The organism is Bradyrhizobium agreste, from assembly GCF_016031625.1.
GTDB classification, from domain to species: Bacteria; Pseudomonadota; Alphaproteobacteria; order Rhizobiales; family Xanthobacteraceae; genus Bradyrhizobium; species Bradyrhizobium agreste.
Map to the genome: position 1 here is coordinate 14,669 of NZ_JACCHP010000023.1, position 17,146 is coordinate 31,814.

A 17,146-nucleotide genomic window follows, 5' to 3' on the forward strand; every position below is an offset into this window, starting at 1 on the left:
TCCCTCAATCCGACAGTCGCGCGATCACCGCAACCGGGCCGCCGCCGGCCGGGCCCTGATGCTCGGCGCCACCGGACACGTAGACCGCGCCGGTCCCGGCGAGGCCTGCGATCAGGCCGCCGACCGCTGCGCGGGCGTGGCGTGTCGCGCTGATGTCGGTGTCTTCGAGCATGGTGTGGCGGAAGCCGCGCACGGTGCCGTCGGGCGAGGCCTCCGCCTTGGCGAAGATGTTGACCAGCGTGCGGCCCGCGGCGGTTTGCGGCGCCGCGCCGAGCCCGACGCTGTTCAACGCCGATACCACCGCCGCGGCGTCGATCGCATCCTCCATCACGGCATGCCCGATCACACACTCGCTTGCCGATGACGCCGAATTGCCGAGCACGATGACGACATTGTGCATCAGCTCGATCCCCGACGAGGTCGAGGCCACCCTGGAGAAGAGATCGTAGCGCCGCAGCACGTCCGCATCGCCGACGTCGGAGCCGATCTCGCCGAGCGCCACCGCAACGCCCAACGCGGACGCACCGCGCGAATAGGCCATCGAGCTGTAAGCGTTCGTCGTCGCCGTCTTGTTGCCGCGCGCGTTTGCCGCCGCAACGCGATCGCTGGTCAGCAGCGGGCACTTGATCTGCACGAAATGGACGTCCGCGGGATCGTTGATGCCGGCATCGGCCATCGCGGCTTGCACGGCCTTGGCTGTCTCGGTGATTTGCGCGGAGCGGCCGAGCTCCTCGGGCAGGAAGTCCCGCGTGTGCGCCATGCCGATGCTGAGGCGCTTGGCGGACAGGCCTGCCGGCCGCTCGGCCTCGCGGCGCGTGAACACCGTGATGTGCGGGCTCAGCACGCCCTCGGTGCCGCCGGACATCACGAAGGCGATCCGCTGCTCGACTGCCTCCGGCGACAGGCCGAGCTTGGGCGCCAGCGCCGTGCAGAGCGCGGCCACCGCGTATTCCCGGGTAAAATCGTTGACGCCGCCATTGCCCTCGGTCTTGCCGAGAACGGCGAGGATCGATTTGGGATCGATCGCGCCGGAGCCGATCAAGTCCATCAGGCCGGAGACGTCGCCGGGGCCCGTGGTGGCGATCCTGAAGACGCCGACCGATGTTGTACGCATGAATGGTCCTTGGTTCGGTGGCCCGGCGAGCCTACCAGCCGTGGAACGGGGGCGCGTGTCAAGGTGCAAGTGGTCCGTGAGCGAAGCGACATCCGGAGCGGCGCGAATGTTAAAGCGCGATGAATTGAGGTTTGATCGCGCAACGACGGAGGTGCGCTCCCTCTCCCGCTTGCGGGAGAGGGTTGGGGAGAGGGTGCTTCCGCAATGGGACAATCCCTAGAGGAGAAAGCCCTCACCCGGCGCTTCGCGCCGACCTCTCCCGCAAGCGGGAGAGGTGAACAAGCCGCGATAATCGATTCAATCTAAAGCCATTCCGCTTTAGGCCGAGTATCGCTCCGCTGACCCGGCCTACAAGATCTTGCGTTGCCCGATGGGCAAAACACCCGATCGGCGGGTCAATCCGCATGTGCTAAAATATTCGTCTTTACAGAATTTCTGATTTATCGCATTCTCCCGGCACCTCACCCCTTGTCAGAGGGGCGTATCGCGATCGTCACGAACGCGGGGTGAGCTGTGGTGGACGCCAGTTATACCGGCGCGAAGGGTTTTGCAGGGCGGGCAACCGTGAGCGAAATACCCTCGCGCATACGACCGGTGTGATCGGCGTACGGTAAAACCGTGTCGTCCTGACGCCCGGAGTCTGTGCGTCAAGTCTTGCGGTGATGTGGCGGCCCAACCGGGTGCGCGCGTCAGTTATCGGCAAGACGACGGGGGCAATAGTGCATCGCTCCCCGGGGAGAGCACGGCATAAGCCGTAAAACCACTGCGCAGGGAAGGCCGGATGTTTGGCTTCACCTGTATGCCGCTGTGCAGCCTCTTGTAGCGCAAGCCTTCGCACAGTGGACCGTGGGTGCCCGGCCGGCACCCGGTCTTCCCTGCGCCCTCTGACAGAGGGTGAGCAAAGCTCGGGCGAAATGGGCCGCGAGGATGCGAAGTCGTGTCTGCGACCGTAGGATGGGTAGTGCGCAGCGAAACCCATCATATTGCCCCGAGGAGGATGCCCGATGGGTTTCGCTGCGCTCTGCCCATCCTACGAGTGCAGGTCGGAGAAGCACAGTGCCGTCTCATGATGCGTCATGGCGAGCACAGCGAAGCGACGAAGCAATCCAGAATCCCGCGCGGAAAGACTCTGGATTGCTTCGCGGCGCTCGCAATGACGAGGAGGAAAGAGACCGGCCTGAACCTCGGTCTCGTGCCCCGGACGCAGCGCAGCACGAAGTGGTGCGCTGCTGATCCGGGGCCCATCTCGCCGCATGCCGTGCCGCCTTCTGGGTCCCGGCTCTGCGCAGCAGCGTTTCACGCTGCAGCGCGTCCGGGACACGAGAGCGCGGCCGCAAATCGACGAATGTGGCGAGATCGCATCGGTCGCGCAAAAAATCCTCTGTCGACGGTTGCGCCCCGCACCTTGATGAATCAACCTTGGTTGGTCCATAAGCGGCGTCCCGCGGCCGGTGGTTCGCCCCTGCGCCCGCGTGCTTGGATAGAGGGAATCTCGCGTGGCCAACATCAATCAGAAGATTGCGCAGGAGCTTGGGGTTCGCGCCGAGCAGGTCGAGGCGGCGGTGACGCTGCTCGACGGCGGCGCCACGGTTCCCTTCATCGCCCGCTACCGCAAGGAAGCGACCGGTGCGCTCGACGACGCGCAATTGCGCACCCTGGAGGAGCGCCTGGTTTACCTGCGCGAGCTCGAAGACCGCCGCAAGGCCATCCTCGAATCGGTCCGCGAGCAGGGCAAGCTCGATGCCGCCCTTGAAGCCACCATCATGGCCGCCGACAGCAAGGCCCGCCTCGAAGACATCTACCTGCCGTTCAAGCCGAAGCGTCGCACCAAGGCGGAGATCGCCAAGGAAGCCGGCCTCGAGCCGCTCGCCAATCAGCTGATGGCCGAGCCCGGCAATGATCCGAAGGTCGTGGCCGAAGGCTTCATCAACGCGGAGAAGGGCGTGGCTGACGCCGCAGCCGCACTCGACGGCGCGCGTGCCATCCTGGTCGAGCGCTTCGACGAGGATGCCGATCTGATCGGCGCCTTGCGCGAGGAGATGTGGACCAATGCGCGCATGGCCTCCAAGGTGCGCGACGGCAAGAAGACCGAGGGCGAAAAATTCGCCGACTATTTCGATTTCTCCGAGCCGCTGACCAAGCTGCCCTCGCACCGCATCCTCGCGATGTTCCGCGGCGAGAAGGAGGAGATCCTCGATCTGCAAATCCAGGCCGAGGCCGAAGCGGCGCCGCCGGGCGTGCCGAGCGCCTATGAATTGAAGATCATGAAGCGGTTCGGCATTGCCGACCTCAAGCGCCCCGGCGACCGCTGGCTGATCGACACGGTGCGCTGGGCCTGGCGCACCAAGATCCAGGTGCATCTCAACATCGATCTGCGCATGCGGCTGTGGAATTCGGCCGAGACCGAAGCCGTGCGCGTGTTCGCATCGAATCTGCGCGACCTCCTGCTGGCCGCGCCCGCCGGCACCCGCGTCACCATGGGGCTCGATCCCGGCTACCGCACCGGCGTGAAGGTTGCCGTCGTCGATGCCACCGGCAAGGTGGTCGACACCACCGCGATCTATCCGCACGAGCCGCAGCGGCAATGGAACGAGTCGCTGGCGACCCTCGGCCGGCTCGCAATCAAGCACCGCGTCGAGCTGATCGCGATCGGCAACGGCACCGCCTCGCGCGAGACCGACAAGCTCGCGACCGAGTTGGTCAAGGGGCTGCCCGAGCTGAAGATGAACAAGATCGTGGTGTCGGAGGCCGGCGCATCGGTCTATTCGGCCTCGGCCTTCGCCTCGGAGGAGCTGCCGGGCCTCGACGTCACCCTGCGCGGCGCGGTGTCGATCGCGCGGCGCCTGCAGGACCCGCTCGCCGAACTCGTTAAGATCGAGCCGAAGGCGATCGGCGTCGGCCAGTATCAGCACGACCTCGGCCAGGCCAAGCTCGCCAAATCGCTCGACGCCGTGGTCGAGGATTGCGTGAACGCGGTCGGCGTCGATGTCAACACCGCCTCCGCGCCGCTGCTGGCGCGCGTGTCGGGCGTCGGCTCCGGCCTTGCCCAGAGCATCGTGGCGCATCGCGATGCCAACGGCCCGTTCAAGTCGCGCAAGGCCCTCAAGGATGTGCCGCGGCTCGGGCCGAAGGCGTTCGAGCAATGCGCGGGCTTCCTGCGCATCCTCGGCGGCGAGGATCCGCTCGATGCTTCCGGCGTGCATCCGGAAGCCTATCCCGTGGTGCGCCGGATTCTCGAAGCAACCAAGAGCGACATCAAGGCGCTGATCGGCAACAGCGACGTCGTGCGCACGCTGAAGCCGAAGGACTTCGTCGACGAGACGTTCGGTCTGCCGACCGTCACCGACATCCTGCGCGAATTGGAAAAGCCCGGCCGCGACCCGCGCCCGGCGTTCAAGGCGGCGGTGTTCAAGGAAGGCGTCGAGGAGATCAAGGATCTCAAGAAAGGCATGATCCTCGAGGGCACTGTAACCAACGTCGCCGCGTTCGGCGCCTTCGTCGACATCGGCGTGCACCAGGACGGCCTCGTGCACATCTCGGCGATGTCCAAAAATTACATCAAGGACCCGCGCGAGGTGGTGAAGCCCGGCGACATCGTCAAGGTGAAGGTGCTGGACTTCGAGGTCGCCCGCAAGCGCATCTCGCTGACGCTGCGCCTCGACGACGAGGTCGGGCCCAAGAAGGACGCACCCGGCATGCAGCGCGACAACAATTCACGCAACGCAAGCCGCATGACCTCGTCCGCGCCGCGCAAGCAGGAATCCTCGGGCGGCGGCGCACTCGCCGAAGCGCTGCGCCGCGCGGCGGAGAAGAACAACGGCAAGCGGGCGTGACCCCCTTAACCTCTCCCCGCCCTTTGCGGGGAGAGGTTGGGTTCGGAGCACAGCACGATCGTGGTAACAGCCCGAGTCAAATTAACACCCGCGTCAGAAACTGGCGCATTTGTAAGTTGATGGGGACGATCCATTCCCTTCTCCTGATCCTCCTCGTGCAGCGGGACTAGCGCTGCACTGCAAGGAGGATCTTCCGATGAAGAACAGGCTTCTCACAGGGCTCGTCGCGGCGGCAATCGCTGTGACGCTAGCGACTGCGGCGCCCGCTCTCGCGCGCGGTGGTTTTGGCGGTGGCGGCCACGGCGGCTTTGGCGGCGGGCATTTCGGCGGGGGCGGGCATTTCGGCGGTGGCGGCATGCATGTCGGCGGCATGGGCGGGGGCATGCGAGTGGGCGGCATGGGAGGGGCTCATTTCGGTGGCGCCCGCTTCGCGGGTTCCCCGATGGCGGCCCGCGCGGCGATCGGGCCGCGCTTTGCCGGTGCGCCGTTCGCGACCCGCACCGCCTTCGGCCCGCGGATTGCCGGCACCGGCTGGCATGGCAGGCCGTTCATCGGCCGCCATGCCTTCTTCCACCGCCATCGCTTCCACCGGTTCGCCTTCGTCGGCGCGCCGCTCATCTACGCCAGTTACTATGACGGTTGCTGGCGCAGGAGCTGGACGCCCTACGGATGGCAATGGGTCAATGTGTGCGGGTACGATTGGTACTAGCATCGCCGGTCCGCACCATTGTCGCGATCGCCACCGGGCGGTTCCGTCCAGCCCCGGAACGGGATAGTCTGGTGGCGATTGTCGCGCGGAGTATTGCATGACCGGAGGTCACCGTCGCATCCTGGTCGTCGAGGACGATCCGGAAACCGCAGGCCAGCTCGTCGAGGAATTGACGACCTCTGGCTACGACGTCGACCTCGCCGCCAATGGCCGCGAAGCACTCAGCCACGGCGCCGCCCGCGACTATGCCGTGATCACCATCGACCGCATGCTGCCCGATATCGACGGCATCAGCGTGATGCGCCAGCTGCGCGACGACGGCATTGCCGCCCCCTTCCTGATCATCTCCGCGCTCGGCGAAGTCGACGACCGTGTGCGCGGCCTGCGCGCCGGCGGCGACGACTACCTCGTCAAGCCGTTCTCCTTCACGGAATTGCTGGCGCGGCTCGAGGCGCTCGGCCGCCGCAGCGAGACCATCGCCAAGGAAACGCTGCTGCGCGTCGGCGATCTCGCCATCGACCTGATCGCGCGCAGCGCCTCTCGCCGCGGCCGCAAGATCCCGCTGCTGCCGCGGGAATTCCAGCTGCTCGAATATCTCGTCCGCAACGAGGGTCGCGTCGTCTCCCGCGCGATGCTGCTGCAGCACGTCTGGGACCTGCATTTCGATCCGTCCACCAACATCATCGATGTCTATGTCGGCCGCGTCCGCCGCAAGGTCGACGATGCTCAGGCCTATCCGCTGATCCATACCATTCGCGGCATCGGATATTGCCTCCGTGCTCCTGGTTAAGACGCTTCGCTCCTCGACCTTCCGCCTGGCGCTGATCGCGATCGCAGCGTTCGGGGTGATCGTCGCGGCGATCATGGCGTATGTCTATTTCGGCACCTTGGCCTATGTGGAGAGCCGGCTCGGCACGTCCGGCGATCATGACGGCTTCACCGGCATGATCGAGCTCGCGATGGCCGCCGTTGCCGCGCTGCTGCTGGTGCTCGCCGGGCTTGCGGCCGTGCTGGTGACCCGGCGCACTGTGGGGCGGATCGAAGAGATCAATGCCACCAGCCGCGCCATCATGCTCGCAGGCCTCGACCAGCGCATCCCCTTGCGCGGCAGCAATGACGAGTGGGATCGCGTCGCCGAAAACCTCAACCAGATGCTCGACCGCATCGAGACGCTGATGGGGGAAGTCAAGCAGGTCAGCGACAATGTCGCGCACGATTTGCGCACGCCGCTGACGCGCATGCGCGGCCGGCTGGAGAAGGCCTATCACCACGAGCGCAACAGCGAGACGGATGCGGCGCTGATCGGCGACACCATCGCCGATCTTGACGCCGTGCTCGGCATGTTCGCCTCCATCACGCGGATATCGGAGATCGAGACCCGCGCCCGCACCGGCGCCTTCCGCACACTTGATCTTTCCGAGATCGCCGCCGAGGTGGTTGAGCTCTACGATGCCGCCGCCGAGCAAATTGCCACGCGCCTCAGCCTCGATGGCGACCGCGAGGTCGCGATCACCGGCGACCGCGACCTCTTGTTCGACGCCATCGCCAATCTCGTCGACAACGCGATCAAGCACGGCCGCAAGGGCGGGCAGGTGATCGTGAGCTGCCGCAGGGCCGGTGACGGCGCGGTGATCTCGATTGCCGATGACGGTCCTGGCATTCCCGCCGAGCAGCGCGAGCATGTCTTCAAGCGCTTCTACCGGCTCGAGCAGAGCCGCTACACGCCGGGCAATGGTCTCGGCCTCAGCCTTGTCGCGGCAGTCGCGCGGCTTCATGGCGCCGAGATCGCGTTGCGCGACAATGTGCCCGGCCTGAAGGTCGAGCTCAGCTTTCCGCCGACCTCGACGCCATGAGGCCTGATGCTATCAAAGCTCGATGACACCGCGGCGTGCCGCATGCGCCACCGCATCGGTGCGACCGGTGGCGTCGAGCTTGTCGAGCAGCGAGCCGACGTGGAATTTCACGGTGTGCACGGAGATGCCGAGCTGGCGCGCGATCATCTTGTTGGAGGCGCCCTCGGCCATCAGCGCCAGCACGTCGAGCTCGCGCTGCGTCAGCGCGATGTCCGCAGGACTGACACGGGGATCGCGGGCGACGATGGTCGCGGCCGCCTGCTCGCCGGGCGCGGCGAGGCGAAGCCCGGCGACATTGCCGAGCAGGGCCGCCAGGCGGTCGGCGAGCGCGGGATCGTCGATCTCCAGCGATAGTACGATCGCGGCGGTCTTGTCCTCGCTCACGCCTCCGGCCTCTCGCCGACTGTGACCTTGAAGCTGACGGGCTCGCCGCCACGGCGCACGGCGACGTCGACCACCGCGCCGACGCTCGCAGGTCCCAGCGTCCGCGACAGCGCGCGCACGCCCGACAGCTTCTGGCCGTTGACCGCCACGATCACGTCGCCCTGGCGGATGCCGGCCGCGGCCGAAGGCCCGGTCTTGTCGACATTCATGACCATGGCGCCGACGCCGTCGTCGAGCTGCACCGGCTGCAGCCCGAGGCCGAGATAGCCACGCGCGATGCGGCCGCGCGCCTCGAGCTGCGGCGCGACACGCTCGATCGTCGCGGTCGGGATCACCAGCACGCGCCGCGGTCCGAGCACGGCCATGCCGAAAGCGTCGCCCGATGCATCGAGCGCAAGGCCGCCCTGCTGGCTTTCGCGCAGGCGGACGTCGAGCTCGATCCGCGCGTCGATGTCGCCGCCGCGCAAGGAACGCCAGCTCTTGCCTGATGCCGACACCATCCCGAGCGCCGCACTGGGTGTCTCCCGGTTGGTCGCGACCACGACCGACAAGGCGCCCAGCGGCGGGACGGTTGCGGCGAGCTTGACCGGCGCGATGGCGGCCTCCGTGCGCAAGAGCGCGATATCGGTCGTATGGTCGCGGCCGACGATCGTGGCGGCCGCGGTGCCGCCGTCGGCAAGGCCGATCTCGACCTCGCCCTCGTCGGCCAGGGCTTCATCGGCGGTAACGATGAGGCCGGGCTTCCAGGCAAAGCCGGTCGCGCGAGCGCGATGTGAATGCACGGAGACGACGGACGGCGCGGTGCGCGCCACAATGTCTGCGAGTGCGGACGACAGCGAAGACAGAGGAGTTGAATCGGTCATGGCAGGCTCCTGTAGCTGCCCTCAATCTGGGATGTCGCGAGCGTTCGCGAAACTGGCCGGGTGGCCAGGATATGGCGGAGACATGGCGGATGGTCCGCCCTGCGTAGGGCCGCCCCCGACGAATATGTGATTGGGAGCGCCTCACGGGAACGTGTAGCAATCGGCCCGACATTGCGCGCCAAGGCCTCAACCATTTCAGCGAGCTCCGACCGATGACCATCGATCTCACCCGTCGCACCCTGCTGCAGCTCGCCGGCGCCACCTCGCTCGCCATGGCCGCCGCAGCCGCGGCCCGCGCCGAGGGCACGGCGCAGGGCGGGGGCCCCACCTATGCCAGCCGCACGCCGATGCGGGTCGGCATGGTGACGTTGCGGGTGAAGAACCTCGACAAGGTCGCGGACTATTACCGCGACGTGATCGGCCTCACCGTGATGGAGCGCTCGGCGGCCACAGCCAAGCTCGGCACATCAGGCATCACGCTGCTGGTGCTGGAGGCCCGGCCCGATGCCGCGATCGAGCCGCGCAATGCCGCCGGCCTCTACCATACCGCCTTCCTGATGCCGACGCGCAAGGATCTGGCGCGCTGGCTGGTGCATGCCGCCTCGCACCGCGTGCCCTTGTCGGGCTTTGCCGATCACCTCGTCTCCGAATCCGTCTACCTCGATGACCCCGAAGGCAACGGCATCGAGGTCTATGCCGACCGCGACCCCTCGCAATGGCAATGGAGCGAGGGCAGCGTGAAGATGGCGACCGACGAGCTCAACATTCCCGACCTGCTGTCGCTGACCAATACGCGCGTGGCCGATTATGCCAAGGCGCCGGACGGAATGCGCATCGGCCACATGCATCTGCGCGTCGGCGATCTCGCGCAGGCCGAGAGCTTCTATCACGGCACCATCGGTCTCGATCCGACCCGCCGCCGCAACGGCGCCGCGTTTCTGTCGTCCGGACGCTATCATCATCACCTCGGCATGAACGTCTGGCAGAGCCAGGGCGCCGGCCAGCGCGACGATTCCACGACCGGTCTTGCCTGGTTCTCGCTGCTGATGGCGAAGCCCGAGCTGCTCGCCGCGCAGGAAGAACGGCTGCGGAGGGGTGGTGCGAAAGTCACTTCGCTCGCGGATGGGGTGGAGGCGATCGATCCCTGGGGCACGCGGGTGCGTCTGCTCAGGGTTTGATCGCCGGCGCCGGCATTGGTAAGAGCGGTCAGCCGCAAACCAATCGACCGGGATCCGCGCCGCATGTCCGAATTCCACGGTGTCTTTCCGTATCTCGTCTCGCCCGTGGATGCCGACGGCACGGTGCGGACCAACGTGCTGGCAAAACTCTGCGACGACCTGATCGGCGCCGGCGTGCACGGGCTGACGCCGCTCGGCTCGACCGGCGAATTCGCTTACCTCAACGCCGCGCAACGCACGGCGGTGGTGCAGACCACGATCGAGGCCGCGCAGGGCCGCGTGCCTGTTGTCGCCGGAGTCGCTTCGACCGCGACGGCGGATGCGGTGGCGCAGGCGAAGGCCTACCAGAAGTGTGGGGCCGACGGCATCCTTGCGATCCTGGAGGCGTATTTCCCGCTGGCCGATGCGCAAGTCGAATCCTACTTCCGCGCCATCGCTGATGCCGTGGACATTCCCGTCGTCATCTACACCAATCCGCAATTCCAGCGCTCCGACCTCACTCTCGACGTCATAGCGCGCCTCGCCGAGCATCCGCGCATCGGCTACATCAAGGATGCCTCGACCAACACCGGCCGGCTGCTCTCGATCATGAACCGCTGCGGGGATTCCTTGCGCGTGTTCTCCGCCTCCGCCCACATTCCAGCGGCGGTGATGCTGATCGGCGGCCGCGGTTGGATGGCGGGCCCGGCCTGCATCATCCCGCGCCAGAGCGTTGCGCTCTACGAGCTCTGCAAGGCCGGTCGCTGGGACGAGGCGATAGTGCTCCAGCGCCGGCTGTGGCGGATCAACGAGGCCTTCGCCCGCTTCAACCTAGCCGCCTGCATCAAGGCCGGGCTTTCGATCCAGGGCTACGACGTCGGCGATCCCATCCCGCCGCAGGCCGCGCTGACGGCCGAGCAGCGCAGCATTGTGGAAGCTGCGTTGCGGGAGTTGGCATAGCTGATTGTCACGCGGCAATATGTCCTCGGACGCCCTGCCGAAAGTCCTGCCGTTCCTATCTTCCTTGATCAGGAAACTTCCAGCCGCTTGCGACGTTGCTGCGTGAGCGGAGGTCCGTATGCATCGCATTCCGAACGTTGCCTTCAGCACATACTGCTGTGATCGCCCATGAATCGTCGCTACGGAATTGCCGCGGCAGCTTTGGCCGCTCTGCTGCTCGTGGTCACTGCCGCGAAAATCCAGCATGCGCCATGGACCGCTCCCACCGCGCGAGCGATCGAGCAGCGCGGACCGCTGTCCGAAGCCGAAAAGGCCACGATCGACATCTTCGAGCGCGTGTCTCCTTCGGTTGTCCAGGTGGCGGCGAGGTCGGCAGCCAATCCTCTCATGGGTGAGGAAGGCCAGGGCACCGCTTCTGGCACGGGATTTGTCTGGGACCGCGAGGGTCATCTCGTGACGAACAATCATGTCGTGGCCAATGGCGGCGAGATCGCCGTGCGCTTTGCGTCGGGAGAGGTGGCCAAAGTCGATCTCGTCGGCACGGCTCCCAATTACGATCTTGCGGTCCTGCGAATCCGGAGTGTGCGCGAACTGCCTCCGCCGGTGGCTCTCGGCAGTTCGAGCGATCTGAAAGTCGGGCAATCCGCCTTCGCGATCGGCAATCCTTTCGGGCTGGATCAGTCGATGACCTCTGGCATCATCAGCGCGCTCAAGCGCCGGCTCCCGACCCATGGCGGCCGGGAGATCGCCAACGTCATCCAGACCGATGCCGCGATCAACCCCGGCAATTCGGGCGGGCCGCTATTGGATTCTGCCGGCCGGCTTATCGGCGTCACGACCGCAATCATATCGCCGTCCGGATCGAACGCCGGCATCGGCTTCGCGGTGCCGGTCGACGTCGTGAACCGGATCGTGCCCGAGCTGATCCGCAATGGCCGGGTGCCGACGCCCGGCATCGGCATCGTGGCCGCCGGCGAGGATGTCGCGACGCGGCTTGGCGTCGAGGGGGTGATCGTGGTGCGCACGGCCCCTGGCAGCCCTGCCGAGCGGGCAGGAATTCGCGGCGTCAACTTTTCGACGGGAGCGGTCGGAGACATCATCACCGCGGCCGAAGGCAAGCCGGTGCGCCGCCTCTCCGATCTGACCGATGCGCTGGAGCAGACCGGGGCCGGGAAGACCGTTCGGCTCACGGTCAAGCGCGGCTCCGACAGCCGCGATGTGAATGTGAGCATCGTCGATATCGACCGGTCCTAGCCATCCAATCCGCGCCTGCAAGGGGCTCTGACGCGCATTGCAGATGCGCTGGCGCTCGGTTGTCTGGCGCGCAAAATCGGTTAAAACCGCCGCGGTCGTTTTCCGGATCTCGAGGATACAGCGGAATGAACATTCTTCCCGGCAATTTGCGTTTCGGAGCGGGGCAGCCCGTCAAGCGTTTGGAAGACCAGAGGCTGCTCACCGGGAAGGGACAGTTCATCGACGACAAGCCGGCGGACGGCGCGCTGTGGCTGCACGTGCTGCGTTCGCCGCATGCGCATGCGAAGATCGTCTCGGTCGACACCAGCGCCGCGGCATCGATGCCCGGCGTCGCCGCAATCTACACCGGCGCGGATCTCGTCAAGGACGACATCGGCACCATCCCGACGCTGAACATCTTCAAGCGCCCGGACGGCAAGCCGATGACGGTGCCGCCGCGCCGGCTGCTCGCCCACGAGGTCGTGCGCTATGCCGGCGAGGCCGTGGCCGCGGTGGTGGCGTCATCGCGCGTGGAGGCGCAGAGCGCGGCCGAGGCGATCGCGGTCGAGTACGACGTGCAGCCCGCGGTGGTCGATCCCGTCGAGGCGGTGAAGTCCGGCGCGCCCGTGGTGTGGCCGGAGGCGCCAGACAACATCGTCGGCGCCATGGCTTATGGCGATGCCGCCAAGGTCGACGAGGCCTTTGCCAAGGCGGCGCATACGGTCGAGCTCGATATCGTCAGCCAGCGCCTCGTTCCGTCCGCGATGGAGCCGCGCTCGACCATTGCCGAGATCGACAAGAAGTCCGGCCGTCTCCTGCTCCACGTGCAATCGCAGACGCCGGCCTCAACCCGCGACGTGCTGGCGGAAGCCGTGCTCAAGCGCCCGAAGGACAGCGTCCGCGTGCTGGTCGGCGACATCGGCGGCGGCTTCGGCCAGAAGACCAATCTCTATCCCGAAGACGGCATCGTCGCCTATGCCGCCACCAAGCTGAACAAGAAGATCCGCTGGCGCGGCGACCGCACTGACGAGTTCGTCGGCGGCACCCACGGCCGCGATCTCACCTCGACGGCGTCGTTCGCGCTGGATGAGAAGGGCAAGGTGCTGGCCTATCGCGTCAAGTCGATCGGCTGCACCGGGGCCTATTCCTCGGGCGCGGCCAATATCATCCCGCTGGTGCTCGGGCCGTTCGTGCAGACCGGCGTCTACGATCTGCCGCTGGTGCATTTCGAAGTGAAGACGGTGATGACCCACACCGCGCCGGTCGGGGCCTATCGTGGCGCCGGCCGGCCCGAGGCCGTTTTCATCGTCGAGCGACTGTTCGACGCCGCCGCGCGAAAAATCGGCATGGACCCGCGCGCGATCCGCAAAGCCAATTACATCAAGCCGGCGCAGCTGCCCTACACCAATGCGGCCGGGCAGGTCTACGATTCCGGCGCCTTCGCGCACATGCTCGACCGCGCCGTGAAGCTCGCCGACTGGGACGGCTTTGCCGCGCGCAAGAAGGCGGCGAAGAAGAAGGGCCTGCTCTACGGCCGCGGCCTCACCTCCTACATCGAGTGGACCGGCGGCCGCGCCCACACCGAAAGGGTGACGCTGCAAGCGACCTCGCAAGGGCGCGTCGTGCTGCATTCCGGCACCATGGCGATGGGGCAGGGACTGCAGACCACCTACACCCAGATGATCTCCGACACGCTCGGCATTCCCATGGACAAGATCGACGTGGTGCAGGGCGACACCGATCTCGCCATGGGCTTCGGCAGCGTCGGCTCGCGCTCGCTGTTCGTCGGCGGCACCGCGGTCGCGGTCTCCTCCAACGATCTGATCCAGAAGGCGCGCGAGAAGGCGGCCAACGTGCTGGAAACCTCGGTCGAGGACATCGAATATCAGGGCGGCATGCTCACCGTGGTCGGCACCGACCGCCGCATCAGCCTGTTCGATCTCGCCGGGAAGGAGAGCGGTGCCAAGCTCAGCGTCGATTCCGAAGGCGAGGTCGATGGTCCCAGCTGGCCGAACGGCACGCATATCTGCGAAGTCGAGATCGACCCCGAGACCGGCGTCTCCAAGGTCGTGCGCTACACCACGGTCGACGACGTCGGCGTTGCCGTGAATCCGATGCTGGTGACAGGGCAGATCCATGGCGGCGTCGCGCAAGGCATCGGCCAGGCGCTATATGAAGGCGTGTCGTATGATGCCGACGGCCAGCTGCTGACCGCGAGCTACCAGGATTACTGCATCCCGCGCGCCGACGACGTGCCGCCGATCGTGGTGACGTTGGACGATTCCGCGCCTTGCCGCACCAATCCGCTCGGCGCCAAGGGCTGCGGCGAATCCGGCGCCATCGGCGGCCCGCCCTGCGTCACCAACGGCGTGATGGACGCGCTCGCCGAGCTCGGGATCACCCAGCTGAACACGCCCCTGACGCCGCAGAAGATCTGGCAGGCGATCCGGGACGCGAAGGCGGGTTAGCCGCAACCCTTTGTTGCGCTGGCTGTCGCGACACACTCAACTGTCGTCCCGGACAAGCGCGCCATAAGCGCGCGCCGATCCGGGACCCATAACCACAGGGAGTGGTCGTCGCGCGAAGCTGGCAACTCCGAGTCCCCATAACCACCTCCGCCTGTGGCTATGGGTCCCCGCCTTCGCGGGGACGACACCGAGGATGTAGCGCCGGTTCGTCGTCAAATCCCCAGCATCATCTTCGCAATGATGTCGCGCTGGATCTCTGACGTCCCACCGAAAATCGTGTAGGCGCGTCCGTTGAGATATTCCGGCATCACCGTCAGCATCTCCTCAGGGATCGGCGGCTCATGGTTGAGCTTGTAGAGCGGGCGCATCGGCTCGACGGCGAGCGCGTCGTGGCCGATCACGTCGGCCCCTAACCGCGTCACGGCCTGGCGGATCTCGCTGTTGCGCAGCTTCAGGATCGACGACACCGCGCCGGGATTTTGGCCGGTCTGGAGAGCCGAGAGCACGCGCAGCTCCGTCATCTCCAGCGCGTCGATGTCGACCTCCACCTCCGAGATCCGCGTTGCGATGTCGGGGCTGTCGATTGCCCGTCCCGTGAGGTCGGACTCGGCGAGGTCCGCGATCGCCTTCAGGCCTTCGCGCAGCTTGGCCGAGGCGATGCCCGCACCGCGCTCGAACTCGAGCAGATATTTGCCGTAGGTCCAGCCCTTGCCTTCCTCGCCGACCCGATTGGCCACGGGCACGCGCACGTCGTCGAAGAACACCTGGTTGACCTCGTGATCGCCGCCGATGGTGAGGATGGGACGGGTGGTGATGCCCGGCGTCTTCATGTCGATCAGGATAAAGCTGATGCCGTCCTGCTGCCGCGGCCCGTCGCTGGTGCGCACCAGCGCGAACATGCGGTTGGCGTGATGGGCGTGCGTGGTCCAGATCTTGGTGCCATTGATGATGTAGTCGTCGCCGTCGCGCACCGCGCGTGTCTTCAGCGACGAGAGATCGGAGCCGGAGCCCGGCTCGGAATAGCCCTGGCACCAATAGTCCTCGCCGGAGAGAATCCGCGGCAGGTAAAAATTCTTCTGCTCGGGGCTGCCGAAGCCGATGATGACGGGCCCGACCATCTTCACGCCCATCACATTGACGTTGGGCACGCCGGCGCGGGCACACTCGGTCTCGAAGATCCAGCGCTGCGCCGGCGTCCAGTCGGGGCCGCCATATTCGACCGGCCAGCCCGGTGCACCCCAGCCGCGGCTGTGCAGCGCGCGTTGCCAAGCCATGCCTACGTCAGGGTCGGAGAACACCGATGGCGTCAGCGCCGTCGCGCGCTTCATTTCCTCGGTGAGATTCTCGGCAATGAATCCGCGCACCTCGTCCTGGAAGGCGCGCTCCTCGGCATTGAACGACAGGTCCATGATGCGCTCCTTGTCAGGCCGAGATGGCCCTGCGGCCCAGCTCGGCGTGGCGGGCATAGTGGTGCGCGCTGCCGCCGAACAGCGTGTCGAAGGCGACGAGGCGCTTGAAATAGGCGCCGACCTCGAGCTCCTCGGTGACGCCCATGCCGCCGTGCAGCTGGATCGACTGCTCGCCGACGAAGCGCGCGCACTTGCCGATCTTCGCCTTCGCGCCCGACGCCGCCCGGGCGCGCTCGACCGGCGCGCTATCGGCCTTCAGTGCCGCCCGCAGCGCCATCGAGCGCGCTTCGTCGACCTGCATCGCCATGTCGGCGAGGCGGTGGCGGATCACCTGGTTGGCCGAGAGCGGCCGGCCGAATTGTTTCCGGATCTTGGTGTAGTCTAGCGTGGTGTCGAGCAGCGTCTGCATGATGCCGACAGCTTCGGCGCCCAGCGCCGCCATGGCGCGATCGACCGCCCATTCGATCGCGGGCAGGGCATCGCTGCCGTCGCCGAGCAGGGCGTCCTCCGGCAGACGCGCGTCGCACAGCTCGATGTTGCAGGCACGTCCGCCGCCAAGACGCGGATAGTCGCTGATGACGAGACCCGGCGTCGTCGCCTGCACCAGGAACAGGCCGATCCGCCCCGAGGGGCCCCGATGGTCGTGGATGTGGGCGGAGACGATGATCTCGTCGGCGGCATGTCCGTCGAGCACGGCAATCTTGCTGCCGGACAGGCGCCAGCCTTGTCCGGTCTTGTTGGCGCTGGTCGCGACCTTGGCAAGATCGAACCGGGCGGCGCGCTCCGAATGCGCCAAGGCAAGCTTCAGTGATCCGTCCGCCACCTTGGGCAGGCTCGCCTGCTTCTGCTCGATGGTGCCGCATCTTTCGATCAGCGCGGCCCCGAGCACGACGGTTGCGACGTAGGGCTCCGACACCAGTCCGCGGCCGAAGGCCTCCATCAGGATGCCGATGTCGACGGCGCCGCCGCCGAGCCCGCCGAACTCCTCGGGAAGCGGCAGCGCGAGCCAGCCGAGCTCGGCGAATTGCTTCCAAACGGCCGGGCTGAAGCCGAGCGGATCATTCGCCATCTTGCGGCGGTGCTCGGCATCGTAGCTTTCGGCCACAAAGCGTTCCGCGCTCTCGCGCAGCAACTTCTGCTCGTCACTGAGATTGAGGTCCATC

13 protein-coding genes are annotated in these 17,146 nt (G+C 66.6%); 8 read left to right on the forward strand and 5 right to left on the reverse strand.

Features of this window, described 5'->3' with window-relative positions:
• Positions 1 to 4 precede the first annotated feature (4 nt).
• Positions 5 to 1,114: a cyanuric acid amidohydrolase gene (atzD, locus tag HZZ13_RS28685; protein WP_197962877.1), complete on the reverse strand. Its 1,110-nt coding sequence runs from the start codon at positions 1,112 to 1,114 to the stop codon at positions 5 to 7.
• A gap of 1,496 nt (positions 1,115 to 2,610) precedes the next feature.
• Here atzD and HZZ13_RS28690 point away from each other — a divergent pair.
• The 4 genes from HZZ13_RS28690 to HZZ13_RS28705 all read left to right on the forward strand — a co-directional run bounded on the left by HZZ13_RS28690 (position 2,611) and on the right by HZZ13_RS28705 (position 7,509).
• Positions 2,611 to 4,947: a Tex family protein gene (locus tag HZZ13_RS28690; protein WP_197962878.1), complete on the forward strand. Its 2,337-nt coding sequence runs from the start codon at positions 2,611 to 2,613 to the stop codon at positions 4,945 to 4,947.
• 196 nt (positions 4,948 to 5,143) lie between these two features.
• A complete protein-coding gene (locus HZZ13_RS28695; protein ID WP_197962879.1) occupies positions 5,144 to 5,656 on the forward strand; it encodes a hypothetical protein in 513 nt (170 codons plus the stop codon).
• A 97-nt stretch (positions 5,657 to 5,753) separates the two neighbouring features.
• Complete coding sequence (locus HZZ13_RS28700; RefSeq protein ID WP_197962880.1) at positions 5,754 to 6,446, forward strand: response regulator transcription factor; 693 nt, start codon at positions 5,754 to 5,756, stop codon at positions 6,444 to 6,446.
• Positions 6,433 to 7,509, forward strand: a complete 1,077-nt coding sequence (locus tag HZZ13_RS28705) for a sensor histidine kinase (RefSeq protein ID WP_197962881.1) — start codon at positions 6,433 to 6,435, stop codon at positions 7,507 to 7,509. The genes HZZ13_RS28700 and HZZ13_RS28705 overlap by 14 nt, the downstream gene beginning before the upstream one ends.
• Before the next feature lie 12 nt (positions 7,510 to 7,521).
• Here HZZ13_RS28705 and HZZ13_RS28710 read toward each other — a convergent pair whose 3' ends face one another.
• Together HZZ13_RS28710 and HZZ13_RS28715 are read right to left on the reverse strand one after the other, a co-directional pair.
• Entirely contained in the window at positions 7,522 to 7,893 is a 372-nt protein-coding gene (locus HZZ13_RS28710; RefSeq protein ID WP_197962882.1) for a response regulator transcription factor, read from the reverse strand.
• On the reverse strand, positions 7,890 to 8,756 hold the full coding sequence (locus HZZ13_RS28715) for a S1C family serine protease (protein ID WP_197962883.1): 867 nt from the start codon (positions 8,754 to 8,756) through the stop codon (positions 7,890 to 7,892). The genes HZZ13_RS28710 and HZZ13_RS28715 overlap by 4 nt, the downstream gene beginning before the upstream one ends.
• 212 nt (positions 8,757 to 8,968) lie before the next feature.
• Here HZZ13_RS28715 and HZZ13_RS28720 point away from each other — a divergent pair, with 212 nt between their 5' ends.
• From HZZ13_RS28720 to HZZ13_RS28735, 4 genes are all read left to right on the forward strand, one after another.
• Positions 8,969 to 9,934 (forward strand): VOC family protein, encoded by a 966-nt coding sequence (locus tag HZZ13_RS28720; RefSeq protein WP_197962884.1) that lies wholly within the window; start codon positions 8,969 to 8,971, stop codon positions 9,932 to 9,934.
• Between the two features lie 63 nt (positions 9,935 to 9,997).
• The gene (locus HZZ13_RS28725) at positions 9,998 to 10,873 is read left to right on the forward strand and encodes a dihydrodipicolinate synthase family protein (RefSeq protein WP_197962885.1); all 876 of its coding nucleotides are present in this window, start codon (positions 9,998 to 10,000) and stop codon (positions 10,871 to 10,873) included.
• A gap of 168 nt (positions 10,874 to 11,041) precedes the next feature.
• Positions 11,042 to 12,127, forward strand: a complete 1,086-nt coding sequence (locus HZZ13_RS28730) for a S1C family serine protease (RefSeq protein ID WP_197962886.1) — start codon at positions 11,042 to 11,044, stop codon at positions 12,125 to 12,127.
• A gap of 125 nt (positions 12,128 to 12,252) precedes the next feature.
• Positions 12,253 to 14,574: a xanthine dehydrogenase family protein molybdopterin-binding subunit gene (locus tag HZZ13_RS28735; protein ID WP_197962887.1), complete on the forward strand. Its 2,322-nt coding sequence runs from the start codon at positions 12,253 to 12,255 to the stop codon at positions 14,572 to 14,574.
• 212 nt (positions 14,575 to 14,786) lie between these two features.
• On the opposite strand, the gene HZZ13_RS28740 is transcribed toward HZZ13_RS28735, so the two are convergent.
• Entirely contained in the window at positions 14,787 to 15,983 is a 1,197-nt protein-coding gene (locus HZZ13_RS28740) for an acyl-CoA dehydrogenase family protein (protein WP_197962888.1), read from the reverse strand.
• A 13-nt stretch (positions 15,984 to 15,996) separates the two neighbouring features.
• Positions 15,997 to 17,145 carry an acyl-CoA dehydrogenase family protein gene (locus tag HZZ13_RS28745; RefSeq protein ID WP_197962889.1) on the reverse strand — a complete coding sequence of 383 codons (1,149 nt, stop codon included), beginning with the start codon at positions 17,143 to 17,145 and terminating at the stop codon, positions 15,997 to 15,999.
• Position 17,146 lies beyond the last annotated feature (1 nt).

Coding starts and splice junctions, on each gene's coding strand:
- HZZ13_RS28695 (WP_197962879.1), top strand. CDS start 5,144: ATGAAGAACAGGCTTCTCACAGGGCTCGTCGCGGCGGCAATCGCTGTG.
- HZZ13_RS28740 (WP_197962888.1), bottom strand. CDS start 15,983: ATGGACCTGTCGTTCAATGCCGAGGAGCGCGCCTTCCAGGACGAGGTG.
- HZZ13_RS28745 (WP_197962889.1), bottom strand. CDS start 17,145: ATGGACCTCAATCTCAGTGACGAGCAGAAGTTGCTGCGCGAGAGCGCG.
- HZZ13_RS28720 (WP_197962884.1), top strand. CDS start 8,969: ATGACCATCGATCTCACCCGTCGCACCCTGCTGCAGCTCGCCGGCGCC.
- atzD (WP_197962877.1), bottom strand. CDS start 1,114: ATGCGTACAACATCGGTCGGCGTCTTCAGGATCGCCACCACGGGCCCC.
- HZZ13_RS28715 (WP_197962883.1), bottom strand. CDS start 8,756: ATGACCGATTCAACTCCTCTGTCTTCGCTGTCGTCCGCACTCGCAGAC.
- HZZ13_RS28700 (WP_197962880.1), top strand. CDS start 5,754: ATGACCGGAGGTCACCGTCGCATCCTGGTCGTCGAGGACGATCCGGAA.
- HZZ13_RS28725 (WP_197962885.1), top strand. CDS start 9,998: ATGTCCGAATTCCACGGTGTCTTTCCGTATCTCGTCTCGCCCGTGGAT.
- HZZ13_RS28735 (WP_197962887.1), top strand. CDS start 12,253: ATGAACATTCTTCCCGGCAATTTGCGTTTCGGAGCGGGGCAGCCCGTC.
- HZZ13_RS28730 (WP_197962886.1), top strand. CDS start 11,042: ATGAATCGTCGCTACGGAATTGCCGCGGCAGCTTTGGCCGCTCTGCTG.